Source organism: Pseudoalteromonas sp. HM-SA03 (assembly GCF_002289345.1).
GTDB lineage: Bacteria > Pseudomonadota > Gammaproteobacteria > Enterobacterales > Alteromonadaceae > Pseudoalteromonas.
In genome coordinates this window covers 7,388-32,887 of record NZ_NSDG01000004.1, presented here as the reverse complement: position 1 = coordinate 32,887, position 25,500 = coordinate 7,388, and the positions used below count along the sequence as shown (strand labels likewise).

Sequence of the window (25,500 nt, the reverse complement as noted above, 5' to 3'; positions counted from 1 at the left end):
AAAAATTTAGCACACAAAAATATTAATCGTTTTTTAATCAAGATATACTAGCAGTGTCTACCTGTAATTGGGAGTCTAACTAGGGATAATTCCGTGAAATTATTGAAAAGATTTTTACAATTCGTTTTTGTTTGTACCCTCTTAGGCGTGTTGACACTTATCAGTCTTTATTATTATGTCAAATCTGACATACCAAGTGTAGAAGTTTTGAAAGATGTTCAACTACAAACACCCATGCAAGTCTTTACACGAGACGGAAAACTCATCAACCAGTTTGGTGAAAAGCGCAGGATCCCTGTACGTTTGCAGGATGTTCCACTCCCCATGCGAAAGGCATTCTTAGCGACCGAAGATAACCGTTTTTACGATCATTTCGGCGTAGACCCGATAGGTATCGTCCGCTCCGCTTTAGTGCTTATCACCACAGGACAAAAAAAGCAGGGAGCCAGTACGCTCACCATGCAACTTGCCAGAAACTTTTTCTTAACAAGAGAGAAAGCCTATATTCGTAAAGTGAAAGAAATCTTTATTGCACTGCATATTGAGCGGCTATTAACGAAAGATGAAATTTTTGAGCTTTACTTAAACAAAATTGAACTGGGTAATCGCGCCTTTGGTATTGGTGCAGCTGCGCAAGTCTATTACGGCCGCACACTATCAGAGTTAACTTTAGCAGAAATGGCAATGATTGCAGGTCTGCCAAAAGCCCCCTCTGCGTTAAATCCAATTCGTAATCCTGAGCGCGCGCAATTGCGCCGGAATGTTGTGCTCGGGCGAATGCTTGCAGAAAAGTATATTACCCGAGCAGAATATGATGAGGCGACACAAGCTCCCATCACGGCTAAATTCCATGGTGCCGAAATCGAGCTTTATGCACCTTATATTTCTGAAATGGTTCGTGCCTATATGGTCGAACGCTACGGTACTGATAAAGCTTATAACTCAGGTATGAAAGTTTACACCAGTGTGGAATCTGACATGCAACAGGCTGCTCAGCATGCATTAGTTGATAATTTACATGCCTACGATATGCGTCACGGCTTTAGAGGCGCAGAAGAAACCTATTGGCAAGCTGAAATGGAATCGCCGCTAAGTCGTGAAGGCATTATTACTCGCCTTAAAAAGGTCAATGAAATTGGACCGTTAAAAGCCGCTGTCGTGCTAAGCATTGCAGAAAAAACCGCCGGCCTACTCTTAAAAACCGGTGAACAAATTACATTGGAATGGTCAGGCTTAAGTTGGGCCAGACAATACATCAGTGAGACGCGCCAAAGCCTACCACCAAAAACAACCGCAGATATCCTCACGCCGGGCATGCAAGTGTATGTCCGCAAACAAGACGACGGCTGGATGTTAAGTCAGTTGCCGCAGGCATCCAGTGCTCTTGTCTCACTCGATCCCCAGGATGGACGTGTAAAGGCAATTGTGGGTGGCTACAGTTTTGAGCTTAGCCAATACAATCGTGCAACCCAAGCTAAGCGTCAGGTGGGTTCAAACATCAAACCCTTTATTTATTCATCCGCATTAGAAAATGGCTATACCCTAGCCACCATTCTTAATGATGCCCCGATTAATCATTGGGACAGAAGCGTTGGCGTAGCTTGGCGTCCAAAAAATAGCCCTGAAGTGTATAACGGCCCCATCCGTATTCGCCGAGCGCTTGCACAATCGAAAAACGTGGTATCTGTTCGTTTGATCAAAGGCGTTGGCATAAATAAGGCCGCTGATCATTTGCTTAAATTTGGTTTCCAAGACGCAGATATTAACCGTAGTGAATCATTGGCGCTCGGTAGTGCCGCATTGACTCCTCTTGAAATGGCGCGCGGCATGGCTACTTTTGCCAACGGTGGTCACCTGATTGAGCCGTATTTTATTGATAAAATTACCGACTCATTCGGTACCGAGCTGGGTTTGGCAGAGCCGTTATTGGTCTGCGATGAGCAGCAGCTGGAAGAGCAACCAGAGCGCTGTGCACCGCAAGTGATCTCAGAGCAAAACGCATTTCTAATTGCTGATGCGCTTCACAGTGCTATCTGGGGTGGCGGTAGCTGGAAACACGATACAGGCTGGAGCGGTACAGGCTGGCGTGGTCAGTGGTTAAAACGTCGTGACCTTGCTGGAAAAACGGGGACCACCAACGACTCGGTAGATACTTGGTTCACGGGCTTTAACCGTAATGTCCTCACTACAGTTTGGGTTGGCTTCGACGATGCGAGTAAATCTTTGGGTCGTGCAGCCTACAACGCTAACCTTGGTAATAATCAACTTGTTGGCGCAGAAGCCGGAGCGATTTCAGCACAACCTGCTTGGATAGACTTTATGCGTGAGGCGCTTAAAGACGAGCCTTTGGCTCCGATAGAGCCGCCTCCTGGGCTTATTTCAACTCGGATTGACTTAAAGACAGGGCTTTTGTCTCGCAAGAACGATTACACATCTCGGTTTGAGTATTTCGAACAAGGTACGGCCCCAACCAAATACGTATTAGATACAGATAGCAGCACACCGTTTGACGATACCGCGCCGCTACCGACTCACGAAGAATTATTCTAAAATAGAAATGCCGATACAGATGTATCGGCATTTTTGTCTGATACCAGTTGTATTATATCTATTTTCTTAAAAGAGTTATTTTAGATTTTGCGTCAGCCAAAATAAATCGGAATGTATTCCTGCTGCTGTCACTTCTTTACCTGCCCCTGGGCCTTGGATCACCAGCGGGTTTTGGTCATACCATTTAGTGTGGATCACAAAAATATTATCACCCGGTGTTAAATTCGCGATTGCCGAGCCATTTGATACCTGTGCAATGCCTACTTTTGCAGATACTTTGCCATTGCTTGCAATTTCAAGCGCGCCAGTATAACGAAGCGCAGCGTCATTCGCTGTGGCCTTTGCATGGTGTGTCGTATAAAAGTCATCGAGTTGCTGGCGATTTTCTAAAAACATTTGCCATGAACCCACACTCAATGACTCAGGCATTAACGCCTCTAATTCAATATCGTCAAGCTCAAGTTCAATGCCTAACTCTCTTGCTAAAATCAAAAGCTTACGCTGCATATCACGGCCAGATAGGTCTTCGCGCGGATCGGGCTCAGTAAAACCAAGCTCTTGCGCCCCGAGCACTAGCTCAGAAAATGCTTCAGAACCATCATAGCGACTACACAGCCAAGATAAAGTGCCGGAAAAGACGCCTTCAATTCTCACCACTTCATCGCCACTATTTTGCAGATCAGCCAACGCAAAGTTAATGGGTAGACCTGCGCCAACACTGGTGTTGTAACGCCATAACAGGTTACGCTCTTGTAACTGCTGACGCAGCTTGGAGTACCAACCTTGTTGTGCCGTGCCGGCATATTTGTTGGCGCTGATCAAATGACAGTCATGTTCAACAAACTGCGGATACAACTCACTGAAACGCTCGCTCGCAGTAATATCAACCACCACTTTATGCTCGTAATCTAGCTCTTTAATACGAGTGAATAGCTCTGCTTCATTGTAGTCGATGGCCTCATTTTGCCATTGCTGTTGCCACGATGCTAAGTTCAGCCCGCTTGGACAGAACAACATTTGCTTAGAACGCAGTAAGCCAACCAACTTAAGATCAAAGTGCTCACTCAGCTTAGCGACTTGGCTTTTGCATTGTTCGATAAACACTTCACCCACATTGCCAACACCAGCTACAATCACAGCAAGCTCTCTGCCTTTATTGACCAAACGTTCGTGCAATATAGCAAGTAGATCGCTATCAATTGCTTGATCGGTTAACACTAAGCTGTAATGGCGCTCTTGCAGCACAAAACGGGTGACAATCGCATGTTCATCCAATAATTCCAGTGCTTGCTGATGTAAGCCAGCAACATCCTGACTTGGGGCAACAATAGCAAAGCCTTGTACTTGCGACTCAATAATATTGGCTCGCGAATCCAGCGCTTTGATCACAACATGGCTAAACTCAGATGGCACCAGTAAGTGTGCCTCTCCACCTTTAACAAAATGATGAATGCTATGCTGAATAAGCTGGCTTAGCTGTTTCACTTCACCACTTTTTAGCTGCTCAACGCGTAACAGGTCAAGTTGTCCAAAAGTGGTAATAAAGCGCTTCTCTTTGCTATAGCCTGCCTTTACTATCTCAGTGCCAAGCGCATCGGCATCAAAGCTGCTACGAACTTGTAGTTTTATGTCGGTATCTTTAAGTGGAGACAGCGTTTTTGCATGCAGTACCGGATTACCTAATCGTGCGAGTAATTCAGCTTGGCCACGACATACTTTAGTGTATTTTATGGCATTAGCGACTTTACGTGGATCTGTGCTGAACACACCAGTTGTATCCGTCCAAATTGATACTTGAGCCGCATCAAGATAACTTGCCAACAAAGTTGCGCTATAGTCACTGCCATTTCGGCCTAAAGTCACCGTTTCACCTTGTGCATTTGCAGCAATAAAACCGGTAACAATATAGATAGCGTGGTCATCAATGGCGCGATAGCACGCTTCTTTGTTATGGGCGTGGAGTAACACTCCCTCTTGTTGTACGAATAACCTACGAGCGTCGACAGCTTTGGCTTCAACACCTTGAGAGCTTAGGTAGTTTGCTAATATACGAGCCGACCATAGCTCTCCATGTGCAAGTAAACTCGCGTAGTGAAGCTGCTGTTCTTCTCGTCCTAAAGCGATTGCTTGCAGCTCATTGACAAGCTGTTTGAGTAACACACTGTGTTGTTCACCTACAAACAAGGCATCAATTAATTCACGTTGATGATTTTCAACTTGTAATAAAACATCGTTGAATGCGCGAACATCTTGCTGCTCAAAACTTTGCCATAACTTCACTAGGGTATTCGTTGTTTTTCCTGCAGCAGAAACCACAACACTGTCACCTAGCTGACATTGCTCTAACACTATCTTGGCAACCGCCTGATAACGCTCTGGCGAGCTTAAACTCGAACCACCAAACTTATGTACTACTCTTGCCATTTACTCACCACAACGCTACTGTATGTGCAGGCGTTAATTTGAATGACTTAGCATCATCACTCGCCTGACTTTCATCAATACATGCAAATCCTGATTCCAGATCTGCAATGAGATCCTGTGCATCTTCAATGCCTACAGAAATACGAATCAACGTGTCGCCCACCCCCGCTTCCAAACGCGCTTGCGGATCCATTCCTGCATGTGTCATCGTCGCAGGATGGCAAATTAGACTCTCAACCCCACCTAAAGATTCAGCCAATGAAAAGTGCGTTAGAGACGTTAAAAACTTCGCAGATGTGTGCAAATCGCCTTTGATATCGAAGCTCACCATGCCACCAAAGCCGAGCTGTTGTTTTTTCGCAAGTTCGTGTTGAGGATGCGACTCAAGGCCAGGGTAATAAACTTGGCTAACATACGGCGACTTTTCTAAATACTCCGCAATCAGCTGAGCATTTTCTTGATGCTGGCGTAAACGCACGTTTAAGGTGCGCAGTCCACGTAGAGTAAGGTAACTATCAAAAGGTGCACCTGTAATACCGATATTATTCGCCCACCAAGCTAACTCATCACCCAACTCCTGTGTACGTGCGATCACCGCGCCCCCCACAACATCTGAATGACCATTGATATATTTAGTGGTTGAATGCACGACTACATCCACGCCAAAGGTAATGGGATTTTGTAGTGCAGGAGACAAGAAGGTGTTATCAGCGGCGACCAAAGCCCCTACAGCGTGCGCTGCATTTACGACAGCTTCTATATCCGTTAGCCTTAATATGGGGTTACTTGGTGTTTCAATCCAAACTAATTTAGGTTTGATCTGCTGCAGCTGTGCAAGACTTTCTGGTTGCGTGAGATCCAAGACGGCTAATTTGAGTAGTCCACGCTTTGCAAGTGATGTGAATAAGCGATAGCTACCACCGTAACAGTCATGNGTATCGTCATGGTTAAGCAACTGAGTTACTAGGTGAACGGCTGCCATGCCAGTCGCGGTAATAATACCACGAGCGCCACCTTCAAGTTCGGTAAGTGCCTGAGCAAGCACATCACGATTAAAGTTACCGCTGCGGCCATAATCGTAGTCGCGTTTGGTATCAAAATCAGCAAAAGAATAGGTGGTAGAAAGGTAAAGCGGTGGCACTACCGCCCCATGTGCTTTATCAGCTTCTATACCGTGACGCACTGCAACCGTTGATTTGTTAACTTGACTCATAAGGTCACCTAGATAGTTGGATGTTTAGACGTCTAAAAGGTTAGAGCAACAGAAACTAGAAGTCAAAACATTTATACTGCTAAATGGCTAAATAACTAGTATTTGACTATCTTTTTTAAACCGATAAAATTTCGCCACTCTAGGCGTTGCTAATACGACTGAGTTATTGAAAACTATGGCAGAGATTCTTCTATCTCGCTATGGCGGATTAGTTTGTTCATCTATTTGAGTTTGGGATTTATCTTTAATTTGTAAGGTTATCCCTATATTCATGCGGTTGGTGAATAATGTAGACCAGAACCCAGTCATATTGGCATTGATGTAACTGAGGCAAGTACACAATTATGGCAAAATGGAACGGTGAGTATATTCACCCATATGCAGAACACGGTAAGAAAGCAGAGCAAGTAAAAAAGATCACGGTGAGCATACCTCTGAATGTACTCAAAGTGCTAACTGATGAGCGTACACGTCGCCAAGTGAATAACTTACGTCATGCCACGAACAGTGAGCTTTTATGTGAGGCGTTTCTACATGCCTTCACAGGTCAGCCACTGCCGAGCGATGAAGACTTGAGAAAAGATAACCCAGAGCGAATTCCGTTAGAGGTAAGACAAATAATGGAAGAACGCGGTTTGGAGATCCCAGAAATAAACGAAGAGTGATGATTACTCTCTCGTTCTGGGAAACAGATACAAAAAAAGCCTCAATCGAGGCTTTTTTCATTTGGATGATATCAATTTTATTATTCCATATATCCAGCTGGCATATCGATTTGTGCCACGCCTGATTCAATTGCAGCTACTGCAACCGCTTTTGCGATACGAGGTAACAAACGCGGGTCCATTGGTTTTGGAATAATATACTCAGGACCAAACTCAAGGCTATCCACGTCAGCCGCTTTTAACACGTCGGCAGGCACAGGCTCTTTCGCAATCGTCCTAATTGCTTCAACCGCTGCAATCTTCATCTCGTCATTGATAGCGGTTGCACGTACATCAAGCGCACCACGGAAGATAAACGGGAAACACAGCACGTTATTTACTTGGTTTGGATAATCTGAGCGACCTGTCGCCATGATCAAATCATTGCGTGCACCGTGTGCAACTTCAGGACTGATCTCTGGATCTGGGTTAGAACAAGCGAATACCACGGGCTTGTCAGCCATTAACTTTAGATCTTCAGCAGAAAGTAAGTCTGGGCCAGAAACACCAACAAATACGTCCGCATCCGCAATCACATCTTGTAACGTACGCTTATCCGTGTTGTTTGCAAACAGCTCTTTGTATTCATTTAGGTCATCACGACGAGTATGGATCACGCCTTTTCTGTCCAACATATAGATGTGTTCACGTTGGGCGCCACACTTGATCAATAATTCCATACAAGCGATAGCGGCTGCTCCCGCGCCAAGACACACAATAATCGCATCGTGAATATCTTTACCTTGGATTTCCAACGCGTTCAGCATACCCGCAGCAGTTACAATTGCGGTGCCGTGCTGATCATCATGGAATACAGGAACGTCACAACGTTCGATTAGCGCGCGCTCAATTTCAAAGCACTCAGGCGCTTTAATATCTTCAAGGTTAATACCGCCAAACGTGTCTGCAATATTTGCCACCGTATTGATGAAGTCTTCGGTGGTATTGTGCTTAACTTCGATATCGATTGAATCAAGACCCGCAAAACGCTTAAATAATAGTGCCTTACCTTCCATAACAGGCTTTGATGCCAAAGGACCTAAATTACCCAAGCCAAGAATTGCCGTACCATTACTGATCACCGCAACCATATTTCCCTTACCCGTGTAACGGTATGCATTCGCCGGATCAGCCGCGATTTCACGTACTGGCTCTGCAACACCAGGGCTGTATGCAAGTGCTAAGTCTTTTACGGTCTCGGCAGGTTTAGTGAGTTCAACACTGATTTTACCTGGAACGGGCTTCTCGTGATAATCTAGAGCTTGTTGACGAAAATCTGTCATGGCGCGATATTTTCCTACGAAGTTAATGTGAGAGTGTGGTAAACGTTCGCATTCTGAATGTTGGCAACCTATCAGGCAGGTTAGAGCAACACACAGTGCGATTAACTATATGAGCGACGACATTCAACCACTCAACAAGCGTATGTGCTTTGCTGTCGCGGTATGTCAATAGGACATATAGTTAATCGACCGTATTCACACAATACCGAGTTTTGCTCATTATTCAAGTAAAATCAGGTCTATCCACTAGCACGGTATTTTCTATACTTTTCCGAGAAGATAAGCTCAATTTTAAGAAATATTTCACAAATAAAATGGCTAAAACTTAAAAAATAAAACCCTAAAACGAACTCGAAATGTAGAAAATTAGCACAAATGTACACCAACCATAAAAACAATAAAAAAATAGCAACTTAACTAATTTTAACGTCAAGATAGCGACATTTAATCGCAATATATTGACTTTAGTTTATATAAAGTGCTCATACCTGATACTATTTACTATATGAGCTTTGATTATTTTCACAACTTAAGTTCGTAAATGTTCAGTATTTATCTACTAAATAGAGTTTTTACTCTACCTAAAAGATCAGTAAAGTTTTGCTGCCAAACTGGCAAGTTTTTTATTTTAGAAGAGTAAAAGTCACAATAAGACGGGATGACTGACGGTCTGTATGTTGATGAAGAACAGGATGTATAAATCGGGAAGGTATTTTCAAACAGGCACAAAAAAAGCACCCTAAGGTGCTTCTTTCGACTAGACCAACAAGATTACTTCTTGCTGCTAAGTGCACCGAAACGCTTGTTAAAGCGATCTACACGGCCACCTGTGTCAAGGATCTTCTGCTTACCAGTGTAGAACGGGTGACATGCAGAACATACGTCTAGGTGAATATCTTTACATAGCGTTGAACGAGTTTCGAACTTGTTACCGCAAGAGCACGATGCAGTGATCGTCTCGTAATTAGGGTGAATACCTTCTTTCATAGCAACCTCTAGTTAAGGCCGTATCGCTCTCCAAACCCGAAGTCTGGCACCATACGTAGTTATACAAAAATGTGGACGCGTATTTTAGTGCTTAACTGAACAATCTACAAGCAATATTTCAGAGTTTTTTATCGCCGTCGCAGAGTACGTTTTCAATTCGTACCGCCTTAGGTATATACTTCGTCACTGCGCTCACTTTATGGAATTGTAATACATGCTCATTCTTGAAGTAGCTTTAAAGCTGCCACTGCACCGAACATTCGACTATTTGCTAGCACCAACCATGCAAGTTGAAGCAGGAATGAGAGTCACCGTCAATTTTGCCAACCGTCGTTGCACAGCGATTGCGCTTGCTAAAAAAGACGACACCGATGTACCAAAAGAAAAACTCAAGCAAATTATTGAGGTGTTGGACGAGCATCCTGTCTTTAATCAAGCACAACTTAGCTTTTTACACTTTGTCTCCCAGTATTACTGTCATCCAATTGGCGATACCTTATTTACAGCACTACCGGCAGTACTCAGAGATGGTGGAAGCCCAGACAAAACTCAGATCCCTGTCGTCAGATTAACGGAAAAAGGGCAGAAACTACCAACACTGCGAGCCAAAAAGCAACAAGCACTGCTTTCTCAATTATATGAAGGTGGCGCAATAAAATTAAGCGAACTCAAAGCGCTCGGATTTGCTAGCCAAACAATTAAAGCATTGGAAGAAAAAGCGCTTATCTCACAATCTATTGAGCATGATAGTGATTGGTCGAAAAACGAATTACAGCTAGGCGAAAAGCCACGCCTAAACGACCAACAAGCGACTATTTGCAGCGCCGTCAATGCACAAGTCGGTTACCGTACCTTTTTAATCGAAGGTGTAACGGGAAGTGGTAAAACCGAAGTCTACTTACAGAGCCTTGAAAACATAATAAAAGCGGGTAAACAAGCACTGATCTTGGTGCCTGAAATTGGGCTCACACCACAAACGGTCAACCGCTTCAAAAAACGCTTTAATAATCTACCCATTGATTTATGGCACTCAAATCTAACCGATAACGAGCGCCTACATACTTGGCGTCGCGCCGAAAAGGGTCTGAGCGCTTTGGTTATCGGTACTCGCTCGGCCATTTTTTTGCCATTTCAAAATCTCGGCATGATCATCGTTGACGAAGAGCACGACAACTCGTTTAAACAGCAAGAAGGCCTGCGCTATCACGCCAGAGATCTCGCTGCATTTAGAGCGCATCAGGCACACTGCCCTTTGCTTTTAGGAACCGCAACACCGGCATTAGAAACATTACACAAAGCCATTACCAACAAATATCAACTCGTCACACTGAGTAAACGAGCGCAGACCCAGCACGATAACCAATTTCACCTTGTAGACATGAAAGGTCAGCCAGAACAAGGCGGGTTTTCACCAATGAGCTTACATTGGATGGAAAAAACACTCGCTCGCGGAAAGCAGGTTATGGTGTTTCTAAATCGTCGGGGTTTTGCACCCACATTGATGTGTCACGAATGCGGATGGCTTAATACCTGTAAACATTGCTCTACCAGCGCCACGTACCATAAAAATATGAACCGCTTGGTATGCCATCATTGCGGTGAGCAGGACTTTGTACCTAGACAGTGTCCAGATTGCGGCAGCACCCAAATCATGCCGACAGGACTCGGTACAGAACAACTCGAAGGGTTTTTAAGCGAACGCTTCGCTGATATTCCCGTCACTCGCATTGATCGAGATTCTACGCGCCGTAAAGGCAGCCTTGAAAGCGCCCTTGAAGAAATTAATCAAGGTGGCGCGCGAATTCTGGTCGGCACTCAAATGCTTGCCAAGGGCCATCACTTTGCCGATGTCAGTCTTGTGATTATCTTGGATGTGGACTCAGGGCTTTACTCTTGTGATTTTAGAGCAACCGAGCAAATGGCGCAGCTTATTACGCAAGTTGCTGGACGAGCCGGACGCGCCGGTGAAGCAGGAACTGTATTATTGCAAACGCATTTTCCAGAACACCCATTATTGCAAGATTTAATCAATAACGGCTACGGCGACTTTGCGCGATATGCCTTACAAGAGCGTGAAGAAGCAATGCTTCCTCCCTTCGCACACTTAGCTATAATCCGCGCCGAGGCAACAAATATAAATACAGTATTGCGCTTTTTATCGGATTTGGTTCCAGCTACCCCCTATCCTGGTATACAATTGCTGGGTCCAATTCCAGCACCACTTGAACGAATAGCTGGAAAGTTCAGATATCAATTACATATACACGCACAACAACGCACTGTGCTGCGGGACTACCTTTCGCAACTTGCGCACTATATCGCTACGCATGAGTCTGCCAATCGAGTACGCTGGAGCATAGATGTTGATCCAATGGATAGCTATTAAAATCAAATAACCTATGGCACAGCACGATTACATCAATAAGAAACCTAAAGGCAAGGGGAAAGACAAGCCAGAAAAATCGGCGAAATTTCCTGTTATTGCTGCTATTTTTGCATTTCTACTGATCGGTGGGTTTGCCTACGGTCTTTGGTTTATAAAAACCAATGCCGATCCTAAAGAAGTAGAGCAAGCCAAAAACCCGCACCCAGTTGCCGAGCAAAAGGTTAGTAAACCAAAGCCTCGCCCACCTGAGTTCATTGAAGAAATTAAAAATCATGAAATTAAGGTCGAAGTTAAAGAGATCGAGAGCAAAGGTCCCTATCAAATGCAGTGTGGTTCATTTAGAACCCATAGCCAAGCCGAAGCCATGAAAGCCAAAGTTGCGTTTGCTGGACTAATCGCGGAGATCCGCCGTACCGAAGGGAGTAACGGTGTCTGGTATCGTGTCCGTCTTGGCCCCTACGATACCAAGCGTTTAGCGGAAAGCGATAAAAACAAATTGCAGCGTGTTGGGATATTTGGCTGCGGGATTTGGGGCTGGACTTGATTTTTATAAGTCCACCCATATTTCCTACTAATCTAGAGTTACACGGGCACAAGCCCAGATAAGGATTACTATGACTACCATCGTTAGTGTTCGTCGCGATGACAAAGTGGTTATCGGCGGTGATGGCCAAGTTTCGCTTGGTAACACAGTTATGAAAGGCAACGCACGTAAAGTACGCCGTCTATACAATGGTAAAGTACTGGCAGGTTTCGCTGGCGGTACAGCTGATGCATTTACATTATTTGAACGCTTTGAAGCAAAGCTTGAGATGCACCAAGGCCATCTCACTAAAGCAGCCGTAGAAATGGCAAAAGACTGGCGTACCGACAGAGCATTAAGAAAGCTTGAAGCCCTACTTGCGGTAGCCGACGAAACCGCCTCGCTTATCATCACAGGTAACGGCGATGTGGTGCAGCCAGAGCATGACCTTATTGCTATCGGCAGTGGTGGTAATTTCGCACAGGCGGCTGCAACCGCACTACTTGAAAATACCGACTTAAGTGCGAAAGAAATCGTGGAAAAGAGCCTGAAGATCGCTGGTGATATCTGCGTATTTACCAATAATTTCCAAACTATCGAAGAATTGTAATAGGACTCGTCATGACAGCTATGACTCCAAGAGAGATTGTGCACGAGCTTGATCAACACATTATCGGTCAGGACAAAGCCAAAAAAGCCGTCGCGATTGCACTGCGCAACCGTTGGCGTCGTATGCAGCTTGATGAAGAGTTGCGTGCAGAAGTTACACCAAAAAATATTTTGATGATCGGCCCAACGGGTGTGGGTAAAACTGAAATTGCCCGCCGTCTAGCAAAGCTTGCTAACGCACCATTTATCAAAGTAGAAGCGACTAAGTTCACCGAAGTGGGTTATGTTGGTAAAGAAGTTGAAACCATCATCCGTGATCTAGTCGAAGTTTCTTTTAAGCTAACACGTGAACAACAAACTAAAAAATTCAAATTCCGCGCTGAAGAAGCCGCCGAAGAGCGTATTTTAGATGCACTATTACCACCAGCAAAAGACGCTTGGGGTGAGTCTCAGCCAAATGAAAATTCGTCAACACGTCAAGTATTCCGTAAGAAACTACGTGAAGGTCAGTTAGACGACAAAGAAATTGAGATCGATATCGCAGAAACGGCACCTCATGTTGAGATCATGTCTCCTCCTGGTATGGAAGAAATGACCAACCAGCTACAGAGCATGTTCCAAAACATGTCGGGTGACAAGAAAAAGAACCGTAAGCTGAAAATTAAAGAAGCACTTAAGCTATTGATTGAAGAAGAAGCTGCAAAGCTTGTTAATCCAGAAGAGCTTAAAGAGCAAGCTATTGAGTCAGTTGAACAAAACGGTATCGTGTTTATTGATGAAATCGATAAAATTTGTAAGCGCGGAGAATCTTCTGGCCCAGATGTTAGCCGTGAAGGTGTACAACGCGACTTACTACCACTTATCGAAGGTTCAACCGTTAATACTAAACACGGCATGGTAAAAACCGACCACATTTTATTTATCGCGTCAGGTGCGTTCCAAATGGCCAAGCCGTCGGATTTAATCCCTGAACTACAAGGTCGTTTACCTATTCGCGTTGAACTAGAAGCACTGACTGCGGGTGATTTCAAACGTATTCTAACTGAGCCAAATGCATCTCTTACAGAGCAGCAACAAGCGCTACTGAAAACAGAAAACGTCACTATCGACTTTACCGATGACGCTATCACCAAACTGGCTGAAGCTGCATATCAGGTCAACGAGAAAACTGAAAACATCGGTGCGCGCCGCCTTCACACTGTGATGGAAAAACTGATGGAAGAGATTTCATTCGATGCCAGTGAAAAGGCCGGTGATACCTTGACGATTGATGCCGCCTACGTTGAACAGCATTTAGACATGCTTGTTCAGGATGAAGATTTAAGCCGCTTCATTCTGTAAATTAAAATCAAAAGCGGAGCCTTGCTCCGCTTTTTGAGTTATACCAATTATGTATCAAGTCACCAAACTTCATTATCATACACTCAGTAAAGTGCTCGATGTTTATTTTGAGGACGGCCGCTGTTTTACGCTAAGTGCCGAATTCTTACGAACACATTCACCATCAGCCGAAGTGCAAGGACATAGTCCAGCGCAAAAGCAACTCGTGCTAAACAAACAGAATGTCACCATAAAGAAAATTGAGCCCGTTGGTCACTATGCTGCACGCTTTGTTTTTGATGATAGCCACGACTCAGGGCTCTACAGCTGGCAATACTTATACACTTTAGCCACGCAACACGATGCGCTGTGGCAAGAATACGTAAACGCGGTAGAAGAGTATAAAACCCAAAAGGACAGCGTACCTATCAAGTTTGTGCCTTAAATTTACTGTTGATAAGCAGACTGATACGAAGATTTGATATTATCGACCAAGCTATCTAAAACTTTTAGATTCATCTTATTGGGGAAGAAATTAGCTTGTGCCGCCAGTTTGTTACGCATCTTCATTGGTGTCACTCTATCTTCTTTTAAAAACGCAACGCTCGCAGCTATATACTCTACCCAAAGGAACTCGGCAGGGTTATTCTTCGCAGAGAGCAGAATTGCCTCTCCATCCTCTATCGCCTTTTCTCGCTTTCCCGCCATCGCGTAATTCTGAAATAGATGCCATTGCAAACTTGCTTGCTGCTCTCCAGTAATGGTTTTATATTGCTCAATGAGCACTGCAGCTTCTAAATAACAACCCTGATTATACAGTACTCGCCACCCAGAGTTAGGTGTTTGATCAAAGCTTTTATAATTCATATTAGTCATGTTATTGCGTAAAGTATCAAAGCTATCTCTGCATAGCATCGAGGCTTGAACAGAAAAGTTTCCCATAGCCAAAAGTAAAAATAGCCCCCGGATACAAGAATTACGTGTGGAAAGTTTCATTTAAATATTCCTTTTTAACATATGATTTTCTTTTTATAAAACATACCTTTTAAAGATACAAACCCCTACCCAAGACGATACGGAAAATTTCTGCAACAGTGCATATTACTCACGATGTTGAATAGAATCACTTTAAATGCAATATGCTTCTCAATATTCAAAATGGCAATCAACCTGAACTTTAAAAATAATAAGCTAGTTCATTTCTTATCCAAACCTCAGGTTAAATAAAAAGCCCCACAATAAATTAAGTGGGGCTTTGACATAAAGAAGAACCTTAGGTTGAATTGGTATTTATACCTGATACTTAGCAACGGCTTCGTGTAATACGCGCGCTTGCTCTGCAACTTCTTCACTGCTTTGTGCGTTAGAATGTGCATGCTCAGAAGCACTCTGTGCAATATCTCTGATTTTTACTACATTCTTGTTTACTTCAGAAGCAACTTGATTTTGCTCATCAATTGCCGTCGCAATATGGGTACTCATTTCCATAATAGTTTGTACATCTTGCGTGATCATACTGAGCAACTCCCCTGCTTTTTCAGCTTGCGACACACTTTCATTACCCTGCTCACGGCATTGATCCATGATATTCACCACTTCTCGTGTACGCTGTTGCAGCGTAGAAATGATGCTTTCGATTTCTTGCGTGGAGTCTTGAGTACGCTGCGCAAGCGACCGAACTTCATCCGCCACAACAGCAAAACCGCGACCTTGCTCACCTGCGCGCGCGGCTTCAATGGCAGCGTTTAGCGCAAGTAAGTTTGTTTGCTCTGCAATACCACGGATCACATCCAACACCGAGCCAATGGTTTCACCGTCACGCTCTAACTGAGCAACAACGCTTGAAGCACCACCTAACGATTCCGATAACTGCATGATGTGCTCAATTGTTGCTGTGACCTCACGGCGACCTTGTTGCGCATTTTCATTCGTTGTCTCGGCTTTATGCGCCGCTTCACCCGTATTATGAGAAATGTCTTGGATCGTCGCTTGCATCTCGGTCGCAGCGGTTGCGACCATATCCGCTTCGTGCAACTGCTCAGCCATACCAGTACTCGTTTGAGCAGTTGTCTCCGTTAAATGATCCGTGGCTTCATTAATGGTTGCCAATGCTCCATTCACATCTGCAATGAGATCTCTAAAGTCAGAAATTAAGCTATTAAAATCACGGGTCATAATCGTGATTTCGTCGTTGCCGCTTTGCTCAATTTGCAGACTTAAATTGTTTTCACGGCGAATGCGTTCAATGGTTTGATAAACACGCTCTACGGGTTGAATGATTGAGCGACTGGTCGATAGTACGAGTGTCATCACGATAATACTAGCCACAATAAATACACCAATGGCGAGCATTTGAGTTTGATCTACGTTTTCTTTAATCTCTGTTTTTGCCTGTTCTACAACCTCAGAGACTACCGCATCACTTTTTTCAACACTCACTTTCATCTTACCTAACGCACCACTCGTTAAATCTAAGCCAAGTGTTTCTTGAGCTTTAACCAAACTCGCAAATTTGGATTGATAGGTGTTCAGTAAGCTAAGCAATGTCGATTGATATTGAGCATTAAATCCAGCGCTGCGAATCTCCTGAGAAAACTGCGCAACTAGCTCGTCAAACCGTTTCAAGTATTTGATATCAAAACGTAACATAAAGTCTTTTTCAGCTCGGCGAAGCTGCAGCATAGTTGAAAGGAGTTGATAGTTCTGCTGCTCTTTCAACAGTGTTTCTACTTCGTGTACCGCACCGCGAAGCTCACCGTAAAGCGCATCTTTTGGGTGCAAACCAATCGTTTTTTGTAACTGCACCACTTTTTGAAAATCATCGTAATAGCTTTTTGCTAAGCGTTCAAACTCGTTGATCCGACCTAAATCGATATCAAAATCAGAAAAAGTACCTTGCAACAAAGCGAGCTTAGTTTGTAGCTCACGATACTCGTTTTCAAACTCATCAAGTGCATCTACTTGCTTGTAAAAAAGGAAGTTTTTCTCATATTTGCGCATTGCCAATTCATGAATGTCGAGCTCTTCTGCATATTGAATGGTTTCATTCAATTTAAGCATAGTACGAGCTTCGTACATGATCATAATTAACATAACAACCAAGGCAATCCCTACCACTAATGCATTCACTTGCAAACGACGTCTGATAGTCAGATTTTCTAATACCGCCATCGGCTTACCTACAATATTAATAGACTGGCTAAAGTATAGCTGAAGCCTTTCTACCTTGCCTCATAATAGGTAATTATTCTGGGTTTATATTGCAAACCATTACATTTACGCCGCTTTTACATGCAAATTATTAACACCGTTCCAGAGTTGATTGTGCAATAAATCAATATTGTGCCATTGGCCCCCTATCAACCAGTCCACTAGCAAGCTAGGATCGGATGGAAAATAAAACGATGCTTTCGCGCCTGTTCGCAGCCATTCTTCCAGCGCCCCAGCATTGAGATAATTCATCACTTGGGCGTGACCAAGCTCGGATAGCGTCTGCGCATTATTTTGCTGTTCAAATTGACCACCTAATGGCTTAAGTAGCAGTTTTTTGCCGAGTTTTAACGCTTCACTAGAAAGCTCAAACCCAGCATTTGCAATTACACCACTAGTATTTTTCAAGTCCTGAATAAACCCAGAACGACTCGGTTTTCTCAGATGAATATGTTGCAAAGAAGCATTTTCGGCAGCTGGGTGATAGCAGTAAAACTCCTTATCGGGGAAGTCTTTTAACAACTCAATAATGCTATCCAATGCTTCAAACGGCAGATAGACCAAGACTTTATTAATTATCGATGCACACTGTTCCTGCTCTGCCTCATAAGGAATAAAAGGCGGAATAATATGCTTATCAAACGGTTGCCAGTGTACCCCAAGATGAATATCTGCTGGCGCAAAATACCGGATCAGGGCTTTGTGCCAAGGCTGTACGGCAAATTGTGGAACAGCATCATATAAATATGACGCTTGATGGCTCATTGCTATCACCGGAACCTTCGCCAGCTTTCCAGCCCACGCACTAACAGGCTCAAAGTCGTTAAAGATCAAATCATAACCTGATACATCTAACTTTTTTACGTCGCGAATAAACTCACCAAACTTGAGCGATTGGAAAGTTTTTAAGCGATTTAACTGGCCACGCTCGGTAACAAATGACAACCCTCGGCAACTGCGATAATCACCAAAATCATGCATATCGAAGTAATTTTCCGAAGGACGTCCAGAAAAAAAGTAGTCAACAGAAACTCCCATGTTGCGAAAGCAACTTGCCATTACCCGAGCCCGAGTCGTATGACCATTTCCCGTTCCTTGAACACCATATAGTATTTTCATACGTTTCCTAATATCACTATCGCTAAACTTGCACAGGCGACACCCATTGCCGCACCAAGCACCACATCAAGTGGATAATGTACCCCTACAATTACGCGTGACAATGACACCCCTGAAGCCCAAATCATCAATGGAAAAGCAGCCAGTGGAATTTGCTCCATCAAGCATGTTGCATATAGCCAAGCTCCAGCACTATGCCCCGAAGGCAGACTAAATTTATCACTCGGCGTTAGTAGAGCTTTCACTGCGTAGCAGTCACATGGTCGTAATCGTGCAAAACGATTTTTTAGATAGAAGTAAAGCGGCCTTTCAATTACAAAGGCCAAAATCACGGTGAGTGCTAACTGCTGACCTAGCTGCTCCATAAAAAGAGCACACGCAATTGCTACCAACACATAGAGTCCACCGTTGCCACTTTTGGATAGACCTAATGCTATCAATCTAAACCAGTTTCTTGGTTTAGGGCAAAACACTACAAAGTATAATGCAGTGTCTAGCTCGGCTAGTTTTGCTTTCATCATTCGAGTCACGCCTAATTGCTCACAATATCAGCATAGAAGAGCAAAATAACAAATGGGTGACACTTTTAAGACACAAATATGTAAGTTGAATCAAAGCATTGCTAAGCACAAGTATGAGAGTATACTGGTTATCGACAATCAATATTCGAGGATTCAATATGGAATACAGCACTTCTGATCTTTGTGACCACTTTGCTGATGTGGTTGATGTGCTAGAGCCTATGTTCATCAATTTTGGCGGCCAGACGTCATTTAGTGGTCGTATCACTACCGTCAAATGTTTTGAAAACAATGAGCAGATCCAAGATGTACTACAACAAGACGGTACTGGTCGTGTGCTGCTCGTTGATGGTGGTGGTTCAACTCGTCGTGCACTGGTTGATATTGATTTAGCTGAGCTGGCGGTCGAGAACAACTGGCAAGGCATCATCGTTTACGGCGCGGTGCGCCATGTTGATGAACTAGAAGAAAGCGATATTGGCATTCAAGCAATCGCTTCTATCCCAGTGGCAGCAGATAGCAGTGGTAGCGGTGAAGTTGGCATTCCCGTTAATTTCGCAGGTGTCTCTTTTTACGAAGATGATTTTGTTTACGCCGACTCCACGGGCATTATCATCTCTGCGGAAGAGTTAATTTTAGAAGATGATAACGAAGACAATTAAGCGCTATAAGTAACAGTCATGAGTACAGCAGTCCGCATATATGATGAAAGCGATATTGCCACTTTTGTCAGTGCAAGAGCCGGTGAAACCAGAATTTGGCAAAGTATAAGCTTTTTACAATGTAATCATGACTACGCGGCTTCGCTTAGAGACGCGGCCCAATTTGGGATCCGTTACGTGTTGTTGGGGATCCCCGAGGATATAGGTCCGCGCGCCAATTGCGGGCAAGGCGGTGCCGAGCTTGGTTGGCAAGCCTTCTTAAAACGCTTTTTGAATCAGCCCGATAACCAGTTTTTGTCAGGCGATAAGGTTTTGTTGCTAGGCGAAGTGGATACCCATGCTTTTCAAACGCGTGCACTATCGCTCGATAACGCTAATAGCGAACAGCTAGCGCAGCTACGCACTCTCTGTGCAGACCTCGACAACCAAGTTATTGCAACCCTAGCACCTATCTTTGCTGCAGGCTTGGAGCCAATTATCATTGGTGGTGGTCACAATAATGCTTTTGGTATTTTGCAGGCACATTTTGAGGCCAGCAAGCGTGCCGCTGGTGCCATCAACTTTGACCCTCATGCTGACTTTCGAGCTTGTGAAGGTCGACATAGCGGTAATGGCTTCAGTTACGCGCATCAAGCTGGTAGTTTGTCGCATTATCATGTCATCGGCTTGCACGAGCACAAAAATAACCAAACAATCCTTACTCAATTGCAAAATGCAGGATTCGGATTTTCAAGTTATCAAGCGATAAAAACCAGACAAACTCAGAGTTTATCCGCATCACTCGACAAAGCGTTGGCGACCATGCCAAGCGACATTCCATTAGGCGTAGAGTTAGACGTTGATGCCATCGTCGATATGCCTGCAAGCGCCCTGACCTATCAAGGTTTCACAAGTAGCGATGCCGAATATTTTGTTTACCGTATGGCTCAGGCTCGAAATGCTAAATATTTGCACTTATGTGAAGCAGCCCCGGCTAGACACCCACTCGGTGAGCAGGCGGGTATCGAACATTGTGGTCAAATACTAACAAACCTTGCGAATGCTTATTTAAGTACCCGTCAACAGAAACGCTAAACACTGTCGTAGCCAAAACCAATGTAACGGTAAGCCATTCTTAGTTATTGAGGCAGCCTCTGTTTCAGCCAGCTGATCAAAATATTGCTGTTCTGTGGTCGAGAAAAGTAAAACCCTTGCGCTGCCACCGTGCCAATGCTTTTTACAAACTCGAGTTGCCCGAGAGATTCAATGCCCTCGCCAATCACGCGACAGTGCTTTTCTTGATGCATCTCTACAATGCCTTTTACCAAGGATTTGGTATGCCCCATATGCTCTGGTTCTTGCGTCATATTGCGCGACAGTTTTACGTACTCAAAACGCAGCGCCGGTAATTTAGCGAGCACCAGCGGCGCATCACCAAAGCTATCGACACACATTTTTACACCCAAGTTCTTCAAACGACTGATCATCGCAATTTCTTGCTCATCTAGTTCGGCAAGCATACTAGCTGGACACTCGATAATGATAGCCCCAGAGCTTAACTGATGGTTGAGCATGGTGTAATCAATAAACTCGATAAAGCTTTCGCTCAAGAGCTCAGCACCAAAGACATTAATACTGATGGGAACGCTGATCCCTTCCATTTTCAGTGCCAATGCGATTTCGCAAGCACGCTCTAGTACATATTCAGCAACGGGAATGGCAAGTCCAACTAAACGAATATCATCAATAAACTCATTGGCACTTAAAATCCCTTGCTTTGGATGCTGCCAACGCAACAGTAATTCCACAAACTCAATGCTGTTATCTTCATGACGAACGACAGGATGAAAATAGAGCTCAAATTCAGATCTAAAGTTGATTTTAGCTAACTCCGACAACCTAACCTGTTGCTCCAGCCGATGGATTTGCATACGTTGCTGATACGGAACAACCTGTTGCTGGCCATATTGATGCGCTTCTGACTGTGTATCCAGCGCTAAAAACACGCAAGAAATCAGGTTCTCAAGCTGCCCCATTTCTTCATCGCAATTCACGTAACTCGCACGCATCATGATCTCTAACGTACAACTACCAACATTGAATGGCTTCAAAGTGCTATTTGATATTTCTTCTATCAACTGCTCATGAAAGTGCCTCCCATGCTTTAACGAACACACAAACGCAAAGTTAAGGCCACCTAGATGCGCCATTTTCGCAGTTTCATTGCCATGAGTGATAGTCATAACATCGCCAGATTGCAAACGTTGTGCAATACGATTAGCCGACTGAGCTAACAGCAAGTCACCAAACTCACGCCCTAAATGAAAATTCACCTGCTCGAAACCCATGAGACGAACAAGTACGAGCATACAAGGGCTCCCTTCCGTTTGGCGAAATTCATTAAAAGCACGTTTAAAACTTTGCCGACCAGGTAACCCCAAACTTTCATGCTCGGTGTGGTCATCATCGCGTTCTTTCAATTCGAATTCATTTGCGCTGCTATACGCTTGATAGGCAAGAAAAAGAATATACATAAACACAATGACAATTGCGCCACGCTGGGCAGGAAATGCCCATAAATATTCAGATACCGTCCACATTACCAAAGTGATTATCGCCGCCGCACTTATCAGCAGTAAGCCGCTTTTGTGCTCCTGTAAGCCATGGAACAAATAAAGGAGTAACGTCAAAGTAAGTAAATGTAATATAGTGATATTGCCCGTAAAGGCGAGCAGTATCGCAAATGTTGCACTGCTAAGGTGAGCTAACTTGAGCATACCAGAGGGGCGCTGTAGCATTAATGCTAACACCCCCATTAAAATGGCTCCGGCCATACCAGCCATCATAGGTGTAATAAATATCGCTATTCCTTCAGACAGCAATAATTCTGTGGCTCCGCCACTAGCTGTTGAAATTGAAAGCATAATTTGTTGCTTATTAAAGGATCATTACTGATTAAGTTTACCCAAGATCCACAAATTTGACAGGTCCGCTACACCAAATTGATAACTTAGCTGTGCAGGATGGGTAATCTCCCATAAAGCTAAGTCCGCCCGTGTTCCAACTTTCAATACTCCGCGATCGCTCAAACCCAAGGCTTTCGCAGCATTAACTGTAACACCGCTAAGCGCTTCTTCCGGTGTCATCCTAAATAATGTGCATGCCATATTTAGCATCAATCGCAGTGAGCACAAAGGCGCTGTACCTGGATTGAAGTCGCTCGCAAGTGCCATTGCTACTTTGTGCTTTCTGAGCAACTCAATTGGTGGTAATTGCGTTTCTCGTAAGAAGTAAAAAGCGCCGGGTAAAAGTACCGCAGTCACATCCCCTTTCGCCATCGCTTCCACACCGGCTTCATCAAGATATTCAATATGATCCGCTGAAAGCCCTTTAAACTTTGCCACCAGCTCGCTGCCATGTTGATTAGATAGCTGCTCAGCATGACATTTAACCTGTAATCCCAACTGTTGTGCTCGAGTAAATACTTGCTCGGTTTGCTGATAAGTAAATCCGACGTTCTCACAAAATACATCAACAGCTGTCGCTAACTGACGCGAAGCAACTTGTGGCAGCATCTCATCACAGACTAAATCAATGTAGGCTTGGCTATTGTCTTTGTATTCTGGGGGTAATGCATGCGCGCCCAAGAACGTGCTATGCACATCAATCGGATGATGCTCATTAAGTAGTTGATTAATTTCTAGCAGTTTTAGCTCATTTTCAACATCAAGGCCGTAACCCGATTTACTTTCAACCGTGGTAACCCCTTCTTTGAGTAAACTATTCAAACGGTTCTTACCGTTAACATAAAGCGTTTCTCTGTCTGCTAATCGTGTCGCCTTAACGGTACTTGCGATACCACCACCTTGCGCGGCAATCTCTTGATATGACGCCCCCAGTAATCGTTGCTCAAATTCGTTGGCCCGAGAACCTGCAAATAAAATATGCGTGTGGCAGTCGATTAACCCTGGGGTCAACCATTGGCCATTGGCTTTATGGATAGGTGTTGCAATGGCGTCAACCTCAGGTAGTTCACTACGAGGGCCTAACCAATTAATTTTGCCATCTTTAATGGCGATCGCTGCGTTTTCTATCGCACCATAAGGGGTATCCAAATTGGGATCCATAGTTGCAATATTGACATCGATAATAAGCAAATCGGCTTCTAACATCATACTTGTCCTAATCTAAATCAAATCCATATGCCAACACATTAAAATAAACTCGCTCACTGCGAGATTTATTCATTGAGTCTATCAGGGATACTTGTATATACAAGAGAAGTGTGCCATCTTTATTTACATAAATATGAACTCGAGACAACAATTGTGCCTGAGCTTCCTAAATTTGCGCTGATAAAACAATATATTATCGATAATATTCGTGCCGCGCGCTGGCTCGAAAACGAGCGCGTGCCGTCGGAGAATGAGTTAGCTGACCAATTTAATGTTAGCCGAATGACCGCAAGACGAGCACTAAGCGAGCTAACTGAAGCCGGAATTTTAACTCGTAGCCAAGGTCTAGGTACTTTTGTTGCCAGTTTTAAATCTCAGTCTTCGTTACTTGAGATCCGCAATATTGCCGACGAGGTCAACGCACGCAATGGCAAATACTCATGCACCGTACTAACGCTTGAACTTATTGCAGCAGTAGCACCTATCGCCATTGCACTAGGTGTGGAAGCAGACGCACCAGTCTATAGAAGCGTAATTGTACATAATGAAAATGAACAACCACTGCAAGTCGAAGAGCGCTTTGTCAATCCACAGTTGGCACCGGAGTATTTAGACCAAAACTTTGAACTGACTACCCCTCATGAATATTTATCTCAAGTCGCGCCACTCACAGAGGCTAGACACACCGTTGAAGCAGTTATGCCCTCACGAGAGGTTTGCCAGTGGCTTGGGCTTTATAATGAAGAACCATGCTTACAAATGATCCGCCGAACTTGGTCTGCAAAAGGGATTGTTAGCTTCGCAAGATTAATTTCGCCTGGCAGTAAATATCGCTTAGGTGGTCATCTTACCTTTAAGCAAAGGTCGTAACACATAAAGTGTCGCCAAACATCGCGACAGGTAAATTAAAACGACATGGCGGCCTAGATTGCCATGCAATACAAATAGACTAACAACCTAGCGAAACTAAGCAATCGCAACAACTAGACGTTTCACTTAGGTTGTATATACAATAGGAGAGAGCAGAATGAGTGATAACCCAAGATTAGACCCTAGCCGCGAGATCCGCGCGCCACGAGGTACAGACATTACCGCAAAGAACTGGCTTACTGAAGCCGCAAAGCGCATGTTGATGAATAACCTTGACCCTGAAGTTGCTGAGCACCCAAATGCACTCGTGGTTTATGGTGGTATTGGCCGCGCCGCTCGCGACTGGGCATGCTTCGATAAAATCGTTGAAACGTTAGACCGCTTAGAAGAAGACGAAACCTTACTGGTGCAATCGGGTAAACCTGTTGGCGTATTCAAAACTCATAGCAACGCTCCTCGCGTATTAATTGCTAACTCAAATTTAGTACCACATTGGGCTAACTGGGATCACTTTAACGAACTCGATAAAAAAGGCCTGATGATGTACGGCCAGATGACCGCTGGTTCTTGGATCTATATTGGCTCACAGGGCATAGTACAAGGCACATACGAGACCTTTGTAGCAATGGCAAAGCAACACTTTAATGGTGAGGCAAAAGGCAAGTGGATCTTAACGGGTGGCCTTGGCGGCATGGGCGGCGCACAACCACTCGCGGCAACAATGGCAGGCTTTAGCGCCCTCGTTGTTGAGTGTGATGAGTCACGAATCGATTTTCGTCTTAACACACGTTATGTGGACCGAAAGGCAACCACACTTGATGATGCGTTAGCTATCATTGATGAAGCGAAGGCTGCAGGGCAACCGGTATCAGTTGGCCTGCTGGGCAATGCAGCGGATGTTTATGCTGAATTGGTTGAGCGCAATATCACGCCTGACGTAGTGACCGATCAAACTTCTGCGCACG

20 protein-coding genes and 1 pseudogene (1 of these 21 running past the window's edge) are annotated in these 25,500 nt (G+C 44.2%); 11 read left to right on the top strand and 10 right to left on the bottom strand.

All coding sequences use genetic code 11. The features are described 5' to 3' along the window. Positions 1-93 precede the first annotated feature (93 nt). On the top strand, positions 94-2,550 hold the full coding sequence (locus CKO50_RS00775) for a penicillin-binding protein 1A (RefSeq protein ID WP_095726624.1): 2,457 nt from the start codon (positions 94-96) through the stop codon (positions 2,548-2,550). 75 nt (positions 2,551-2,625) lie between these two features. On the opposite strand, the gene metL is transcribed toward CKO50_RS00775, so the two are convergent. Both metL and metB read right to left on the bottom strand, forming a co-directional pair. Then, on the bottom strand, positions 2,626-4,974 hold the full coding sequence (gene metL / locus CKO50_RS00770; protein ID WP_095726623.1) for a bifunctional aspartate kinase/homoserine dehydrogenase II: 2,349 nt from the start codon (positions 4,972-4,974) through the stop codon (positions 2,626-2,628). A 4-nt stretch (positions 4,975-4,978) separates the two neighbouring features. After that, positions 4,979-6,187 carry a cystathionine gamma-synthase gene (gene metB / locus CKO50_RS00765; RefSeq protein ID WP_095726622.1) on the bottom strand — a complete coding sequence of 403 codons (1,209 nt, stop codon included), beginning with the start codon at positions 6,185-6,187 and terminating at the stop codon, positions 4,979-4,981. Between the two features lie 344 nt (positions 6,188-6,531). Between metB and metJ the strand changes: the two genes are divergently transcribed. After that, positions 6,532-6,852 carry a met regulon transcriptional regulator MetJ gene (metJ, locus tag CKO50_RS00760; protein ID WP_010368921.1) on the top strand — a complete coding sequence of 107 codons (321 nt, stop codon included), beginning with the start codon at positions 6,532-6,534 and terminating at the stop codon, positions 6,850-6,852. An 80-nt stretch (positions 6,853-6,932) separates the two neighbouring features. Here the strand turns inward: metJ and CKO50_RS00755 are convergent, their stop codons facing one another. Both CKO50_RS00755 and rpmE read right to left on the bottom strand, forming a co-directional pair. After that, entirely contained in the window at positions 6,933-8,174 is a 1,242-nt protein-coding gene (locus CKO50_RS00755) for a malic enzyme-like NAD(P)-binding protein (RefSeq protein WP_095726621.1), read from the bottom strand. A 771-nt stretch (positions 8,175-8,945) separates the two neighbouring features. After that, a complete protein-coding gene (gene rpmE / locus CKO50_RS00750; RefSeq protein ID WP_010607053.1) occupies positions 8,946-9,161 on the bottom strand; it encodes a 50S ribosomal protein L31 in 216 nt (71 codons plus the stop codon). A gap of 214 nt (positions 9,162-9,375) precedes the next feature. On the opposite strand from rpmE, the gene priA reads away from it, so the two are divergent. From priA to CKO50_RS00725, 5 genes are all read left to right on the top strand, one after another. Next, positions 9,376-11,547: a primosomal protein N' gene (gene priA, locus CKO50_RS00745; protein ID WP_095726620.1), complete on the top strand. Its 2,172-nt coding sequence runs from the start codon at positions 9,376-9,378 to the stop codon at positions 11,545-11,547. A gap of 13 nt (positions 11,548-11,560) precedes the next feature. Then, complete coding sequence (locus tag CKO50_RS00740) at positions 11,561-12,091, top strand: SPOR domain-containing protein (RefSeq protein ID WP_010368930.1); 531 nt, start codon at positions 11,561-11,563, stop codon at positions 12,089-12,091. Between the two features lie 70 nt (positions 12,092-12,161). Further along, complete coding sequence (gene hslV / locus CKO50_RS00735) at positions 12,162-12,680, top strand: ATP-dependent protease subunit HslV (RefSeq protein ID WP_095726619.1); 519 nt, start codon at positions 12,162-12,164, stop codon at positions 12,678-12,680. A gap of 11 nt (positions 12,681-12,691) precedes the next feature. Further along, a complete protein-coding gene (gene hslU, locus CKO50_RS00730) occupies positions 12,692-14,020 on the top strand; it encodes an HslU--HslV peptidase ATPase subunit (protein WP_095726618.1) in 1,329 nt (442 codons plus the stop codon). Positions 14,021-14,069: 49 nt separating this feature from the next. Further along, positions 14,070-14,444, top strand: a complete 375-nt coding sequence (locus tag CKO50_RS00725; protein WP_095726617.1) for a gamma-butyrobetaine hydroxylase-like domain-containing protein — start codon at positions 14,070-14,072, stop codon at positions 14,442-14,444. A 2-nt stretch (positions 14,445-14,446) separates the two neighbouring features. Here CKO50_RS00725 and CKO50_RS00720 read toward each other — a convergent pair whose 3' ends face one another. The 4 genes from CKO50_RS00720 to CKO50_RS00705 all read right to left on the bottom strand — a co-directional run bounded on the left by CKO50_RS00720 (position 14,447) and on the right by CKO50_RS00705 (position 18,849). After that, positions 14,447-14,995: a hypothetical protein gene (locus CKO50_RS00720; protein WP_095726616.1), complete on the bottom strand. Its 549-nt coding sequence runs from the start codon at positions 14,993-14,995 to the stop codon at positions 14,447-14,449. Positions 14,996-15,289: 294 nt separating this feature from the next. Further along, positions 15,290-17,170 carry a methyl-accepting chemotaxis protein gene (locus CKO50_RS00715; protein WP_095726615.1) on the bottom strand — a complete coding sequence of 627 codons (1,881 nt, stop codon included), beginning with the start codon at positions 17,168-17,170 and terminating at the stop codon, positions 15,290-15,292. 105 nt (positions 17,171-17,275) lie between these two features. Continuing rightward, on the bottom strand, positions 17,276-18,328 hold the full coding sequence (locus CKO50_RS00710) for an MJ1255/VC2487 family glycosyltransferase (protein ID WP_095726614.1): 1,053 nt from the start codon (positions 18,326-18,328) through the stop codon (positions 17,276-17,278). Continuing rightward, a complete protein-coding gene (locus tag CKO50_RS00705) occupies positions 18,325-18,849 on the bottom strand; it encodes a phosphatase PAP2 family protein (protein ID WP_095726613.1) in 525 nt (174 codons plus the stop codon). Before CKO50_RS00705 ends, CKO50_RS00710 begins: the two co-directional genes overlap by 4 nt. 158 nt (positions 18,850-19,007) lie before the next feature. On the opposite strand from CKO50_RS00705, the gene rraA reads away from it, so the two are divergent. Together rraA and CKO50_RS00695 are read left to right on the top strand one after the other, a co-directional pair. Continuing rightward, entirely contained in the window at positions 19,008-19,511 is a 504-nt protein-coding gene (gene rraA / locus CKO50_RS00700; protein ID WP_010607046.1) for a ribonuclease E activity regulator RraA, read from the top strand. An 18-nt stretch (positions 19,512-19,529) separates the two neighbouring features. Then, positions 19,530-20,585 (top strand): formimidoylglutamase, encoded by a 1,056-nt coding sequence (locus tag CKO50_RS00695; protein ID WP_095726612.1) that lies wholly within the window; start codon positions 19,530-19,532, stop codon positions 20,583-20,585. Between the two features lie 44 nt (positions 20,586-20,629). On the opposite strand, the gene CKO50_RS00690 is transcribed toward CKO50_RS00695, so the two are convergent. Together CKO50_RS00690 and hutI are read right to left on the bottom strand one after the other, a co-directional pair. Next, positions 20,630-22,414 carry an EAL domain-containing protein gene (locus CKO50_RS00690; protein WP_095726611.1) on the bottom strand — a complete coding sequence of 595 codons (1,785 nt, stop codon included), beginning with the start codon at positions 22,412-22,414 and terminating at the stop codon, positions 20,630-20,632. A gap of 24 nt (positions 22,415-22,438) precedes the next feature. After that, positions 22,439-23,662 carry an imidazolonepropionase gene (gene hutI, locus CKO50_RS00685; protein ID WP_095726610.1) on the bottom strand — a complete coding sequence of 408 codons (1,224 nt, stop codon included), beginning with the start codon at positions 23,660-23,662 and terminating at the stop codon, positions 22,439-22,441. 111 nt (positions 23,663-23,773) lie between these two features. On the opposite strand from hutI, the gene hutC reads away from it, so the two are divergent. Continuing rightward, complete coding sequence (gene hutC, locus CKO50_RS00680) at positions 23,774-24,535, top strand: histidine utilization repressor (protein ID WP_010368955.1); 762 nt, start codon at positions 23,774-23,776, stop codon at positions 24,533-24,535. Positions 24,536-24,692: 157 nt separating this feature from the next. Continuing rightward, positions 24,693-25,500, top strand: a pseudogene (gene hutU / locus CKO50_RS00675) (urocanate hydratase); it runs 867 nt beyond the window's last position.

What these genes read in the sequence shown, in the direction of transcription:
- metL (WP_095726623.1), bottom strand. Translation starts at nt 4,974, where the DNA reads ATGGCAAGAGTAGTACATAAGTTTGGTGGTTCGAGTTTAAGCTCGCCA.
- metJ (WP_010368921.1), top strand. Translation starts at nt 6,532, where the DNA reads ATGGCAAAATGGAACGGTGAGTATATTCACCCATATGCAGAACACGGT.
- CKO50_RS00755 (WP_095726621.1), bottom strand. Translation starts at nt 8,174, where the DNA reads ATGACAGATTTTCGTCAACAAGCTCTAGATTATCACGAGAAGCCCGTT.
- rpmE (WP_010607053.1), bottom strand. Translation starts at nt 9,161, where the DNA reads ATGAAAGAAGGTATTCACCCTAATTACGAGACGATCACTGCATCGTGC.
- priA (WP_095726620.1), top strand. Translation starts at nt 9,376, where the DNA reads ATGCTCATTCTTGAAGTAGCTTTAAAGCTGCCACTGCACCGAACATTC.
- CKO50_RS00740 (WP_010368930.1), top strand. Translation starts at nt 11,561, where the DNA reads ATGGCACAGCACGATTACATCAATAAGAAACCTAAAGGCAAGGGGAAA.
- hslV (WP_095726619.1), top strand. Translation starts at nt 12,162, where the DNA reads ATGACTACCATCGTTAGTGTTCGTCGCGATGACAAAGTGGTTATCGGC.
- hslU (WP_095726618.1), top strand. Translation starts at nt 12,692, where the DNA reads ATGACAGCTATGACTCCAAGAGAGATTGTGCACGAGCTTGATCAACAC.
- CKO50_RS00725 (WP_095726617.1), top strand. Translation starts at nt 14,070, where the DNA reads ATGTATCAAGTCACCAAACTTCATTATCATACACTCAGTAAAGTGCTC.
- CKO50_RS00720 (WP_095726616.1), bottom strand. Translation starts at nt 14,995, where the DNA reads ATGAAACTTTCCACACGTAATTCTTGTATCCGGGGGCTATTTTTACTT.
- CKO50_RS00715 (WP_095726615.1), bottom strand. Translation starts at nt 17,170, where the DNA reads ATGGCGGTATTAGAAAATCTGACTATCAGACGTCGTTTGCAAGTGAAT.
- CKO50_RS00710 (WP_095726614.1), bottom strand. Translation starts at nt 18,328, where the DNA reads ATGAAAATACTATATGGTGTTCAAGGAACGGGAAATGGTCATACGACT.
- CKO50_RS00705 (WP_095726613.1), bottom strand. Translation starts at nt 18,849, where the DNA reads ATGATGAAAGCAAAACTAGCCGAGCTAGACACTGCATTATACTTTGTA.
- rraA (WP_010607046.1), top strand. Translation starts at nt 19,008, where the DNA reads ATGGAATACAGCACTTCTGATCTTTGTGACCACTTTGCTGATGTGGTT.
- CKO50_RS00695 (WP_095726612.1), top strand. Translation starts at nt 19,530, where the DNA reads ATGAGTACAGCAGTCCGCATATATGATGAAAGCGATATTGCCACTTTT.
- CKO50_RS00690 (WP_095726611.1), bottom strand. Translation starts at nt 22,414, where the DNA reads ATGCTTTCAATTTCAACAGCTAGTGGCGGAGCCACAGAATTATTGCTG.
- hutI (WP_095726610.1), bottom strand. Translation starts at nt 23,662, where the DNA reads ATGTTAGAAGCCGATTTGCTTATTATCGATGTCAATATTGCAACTATG.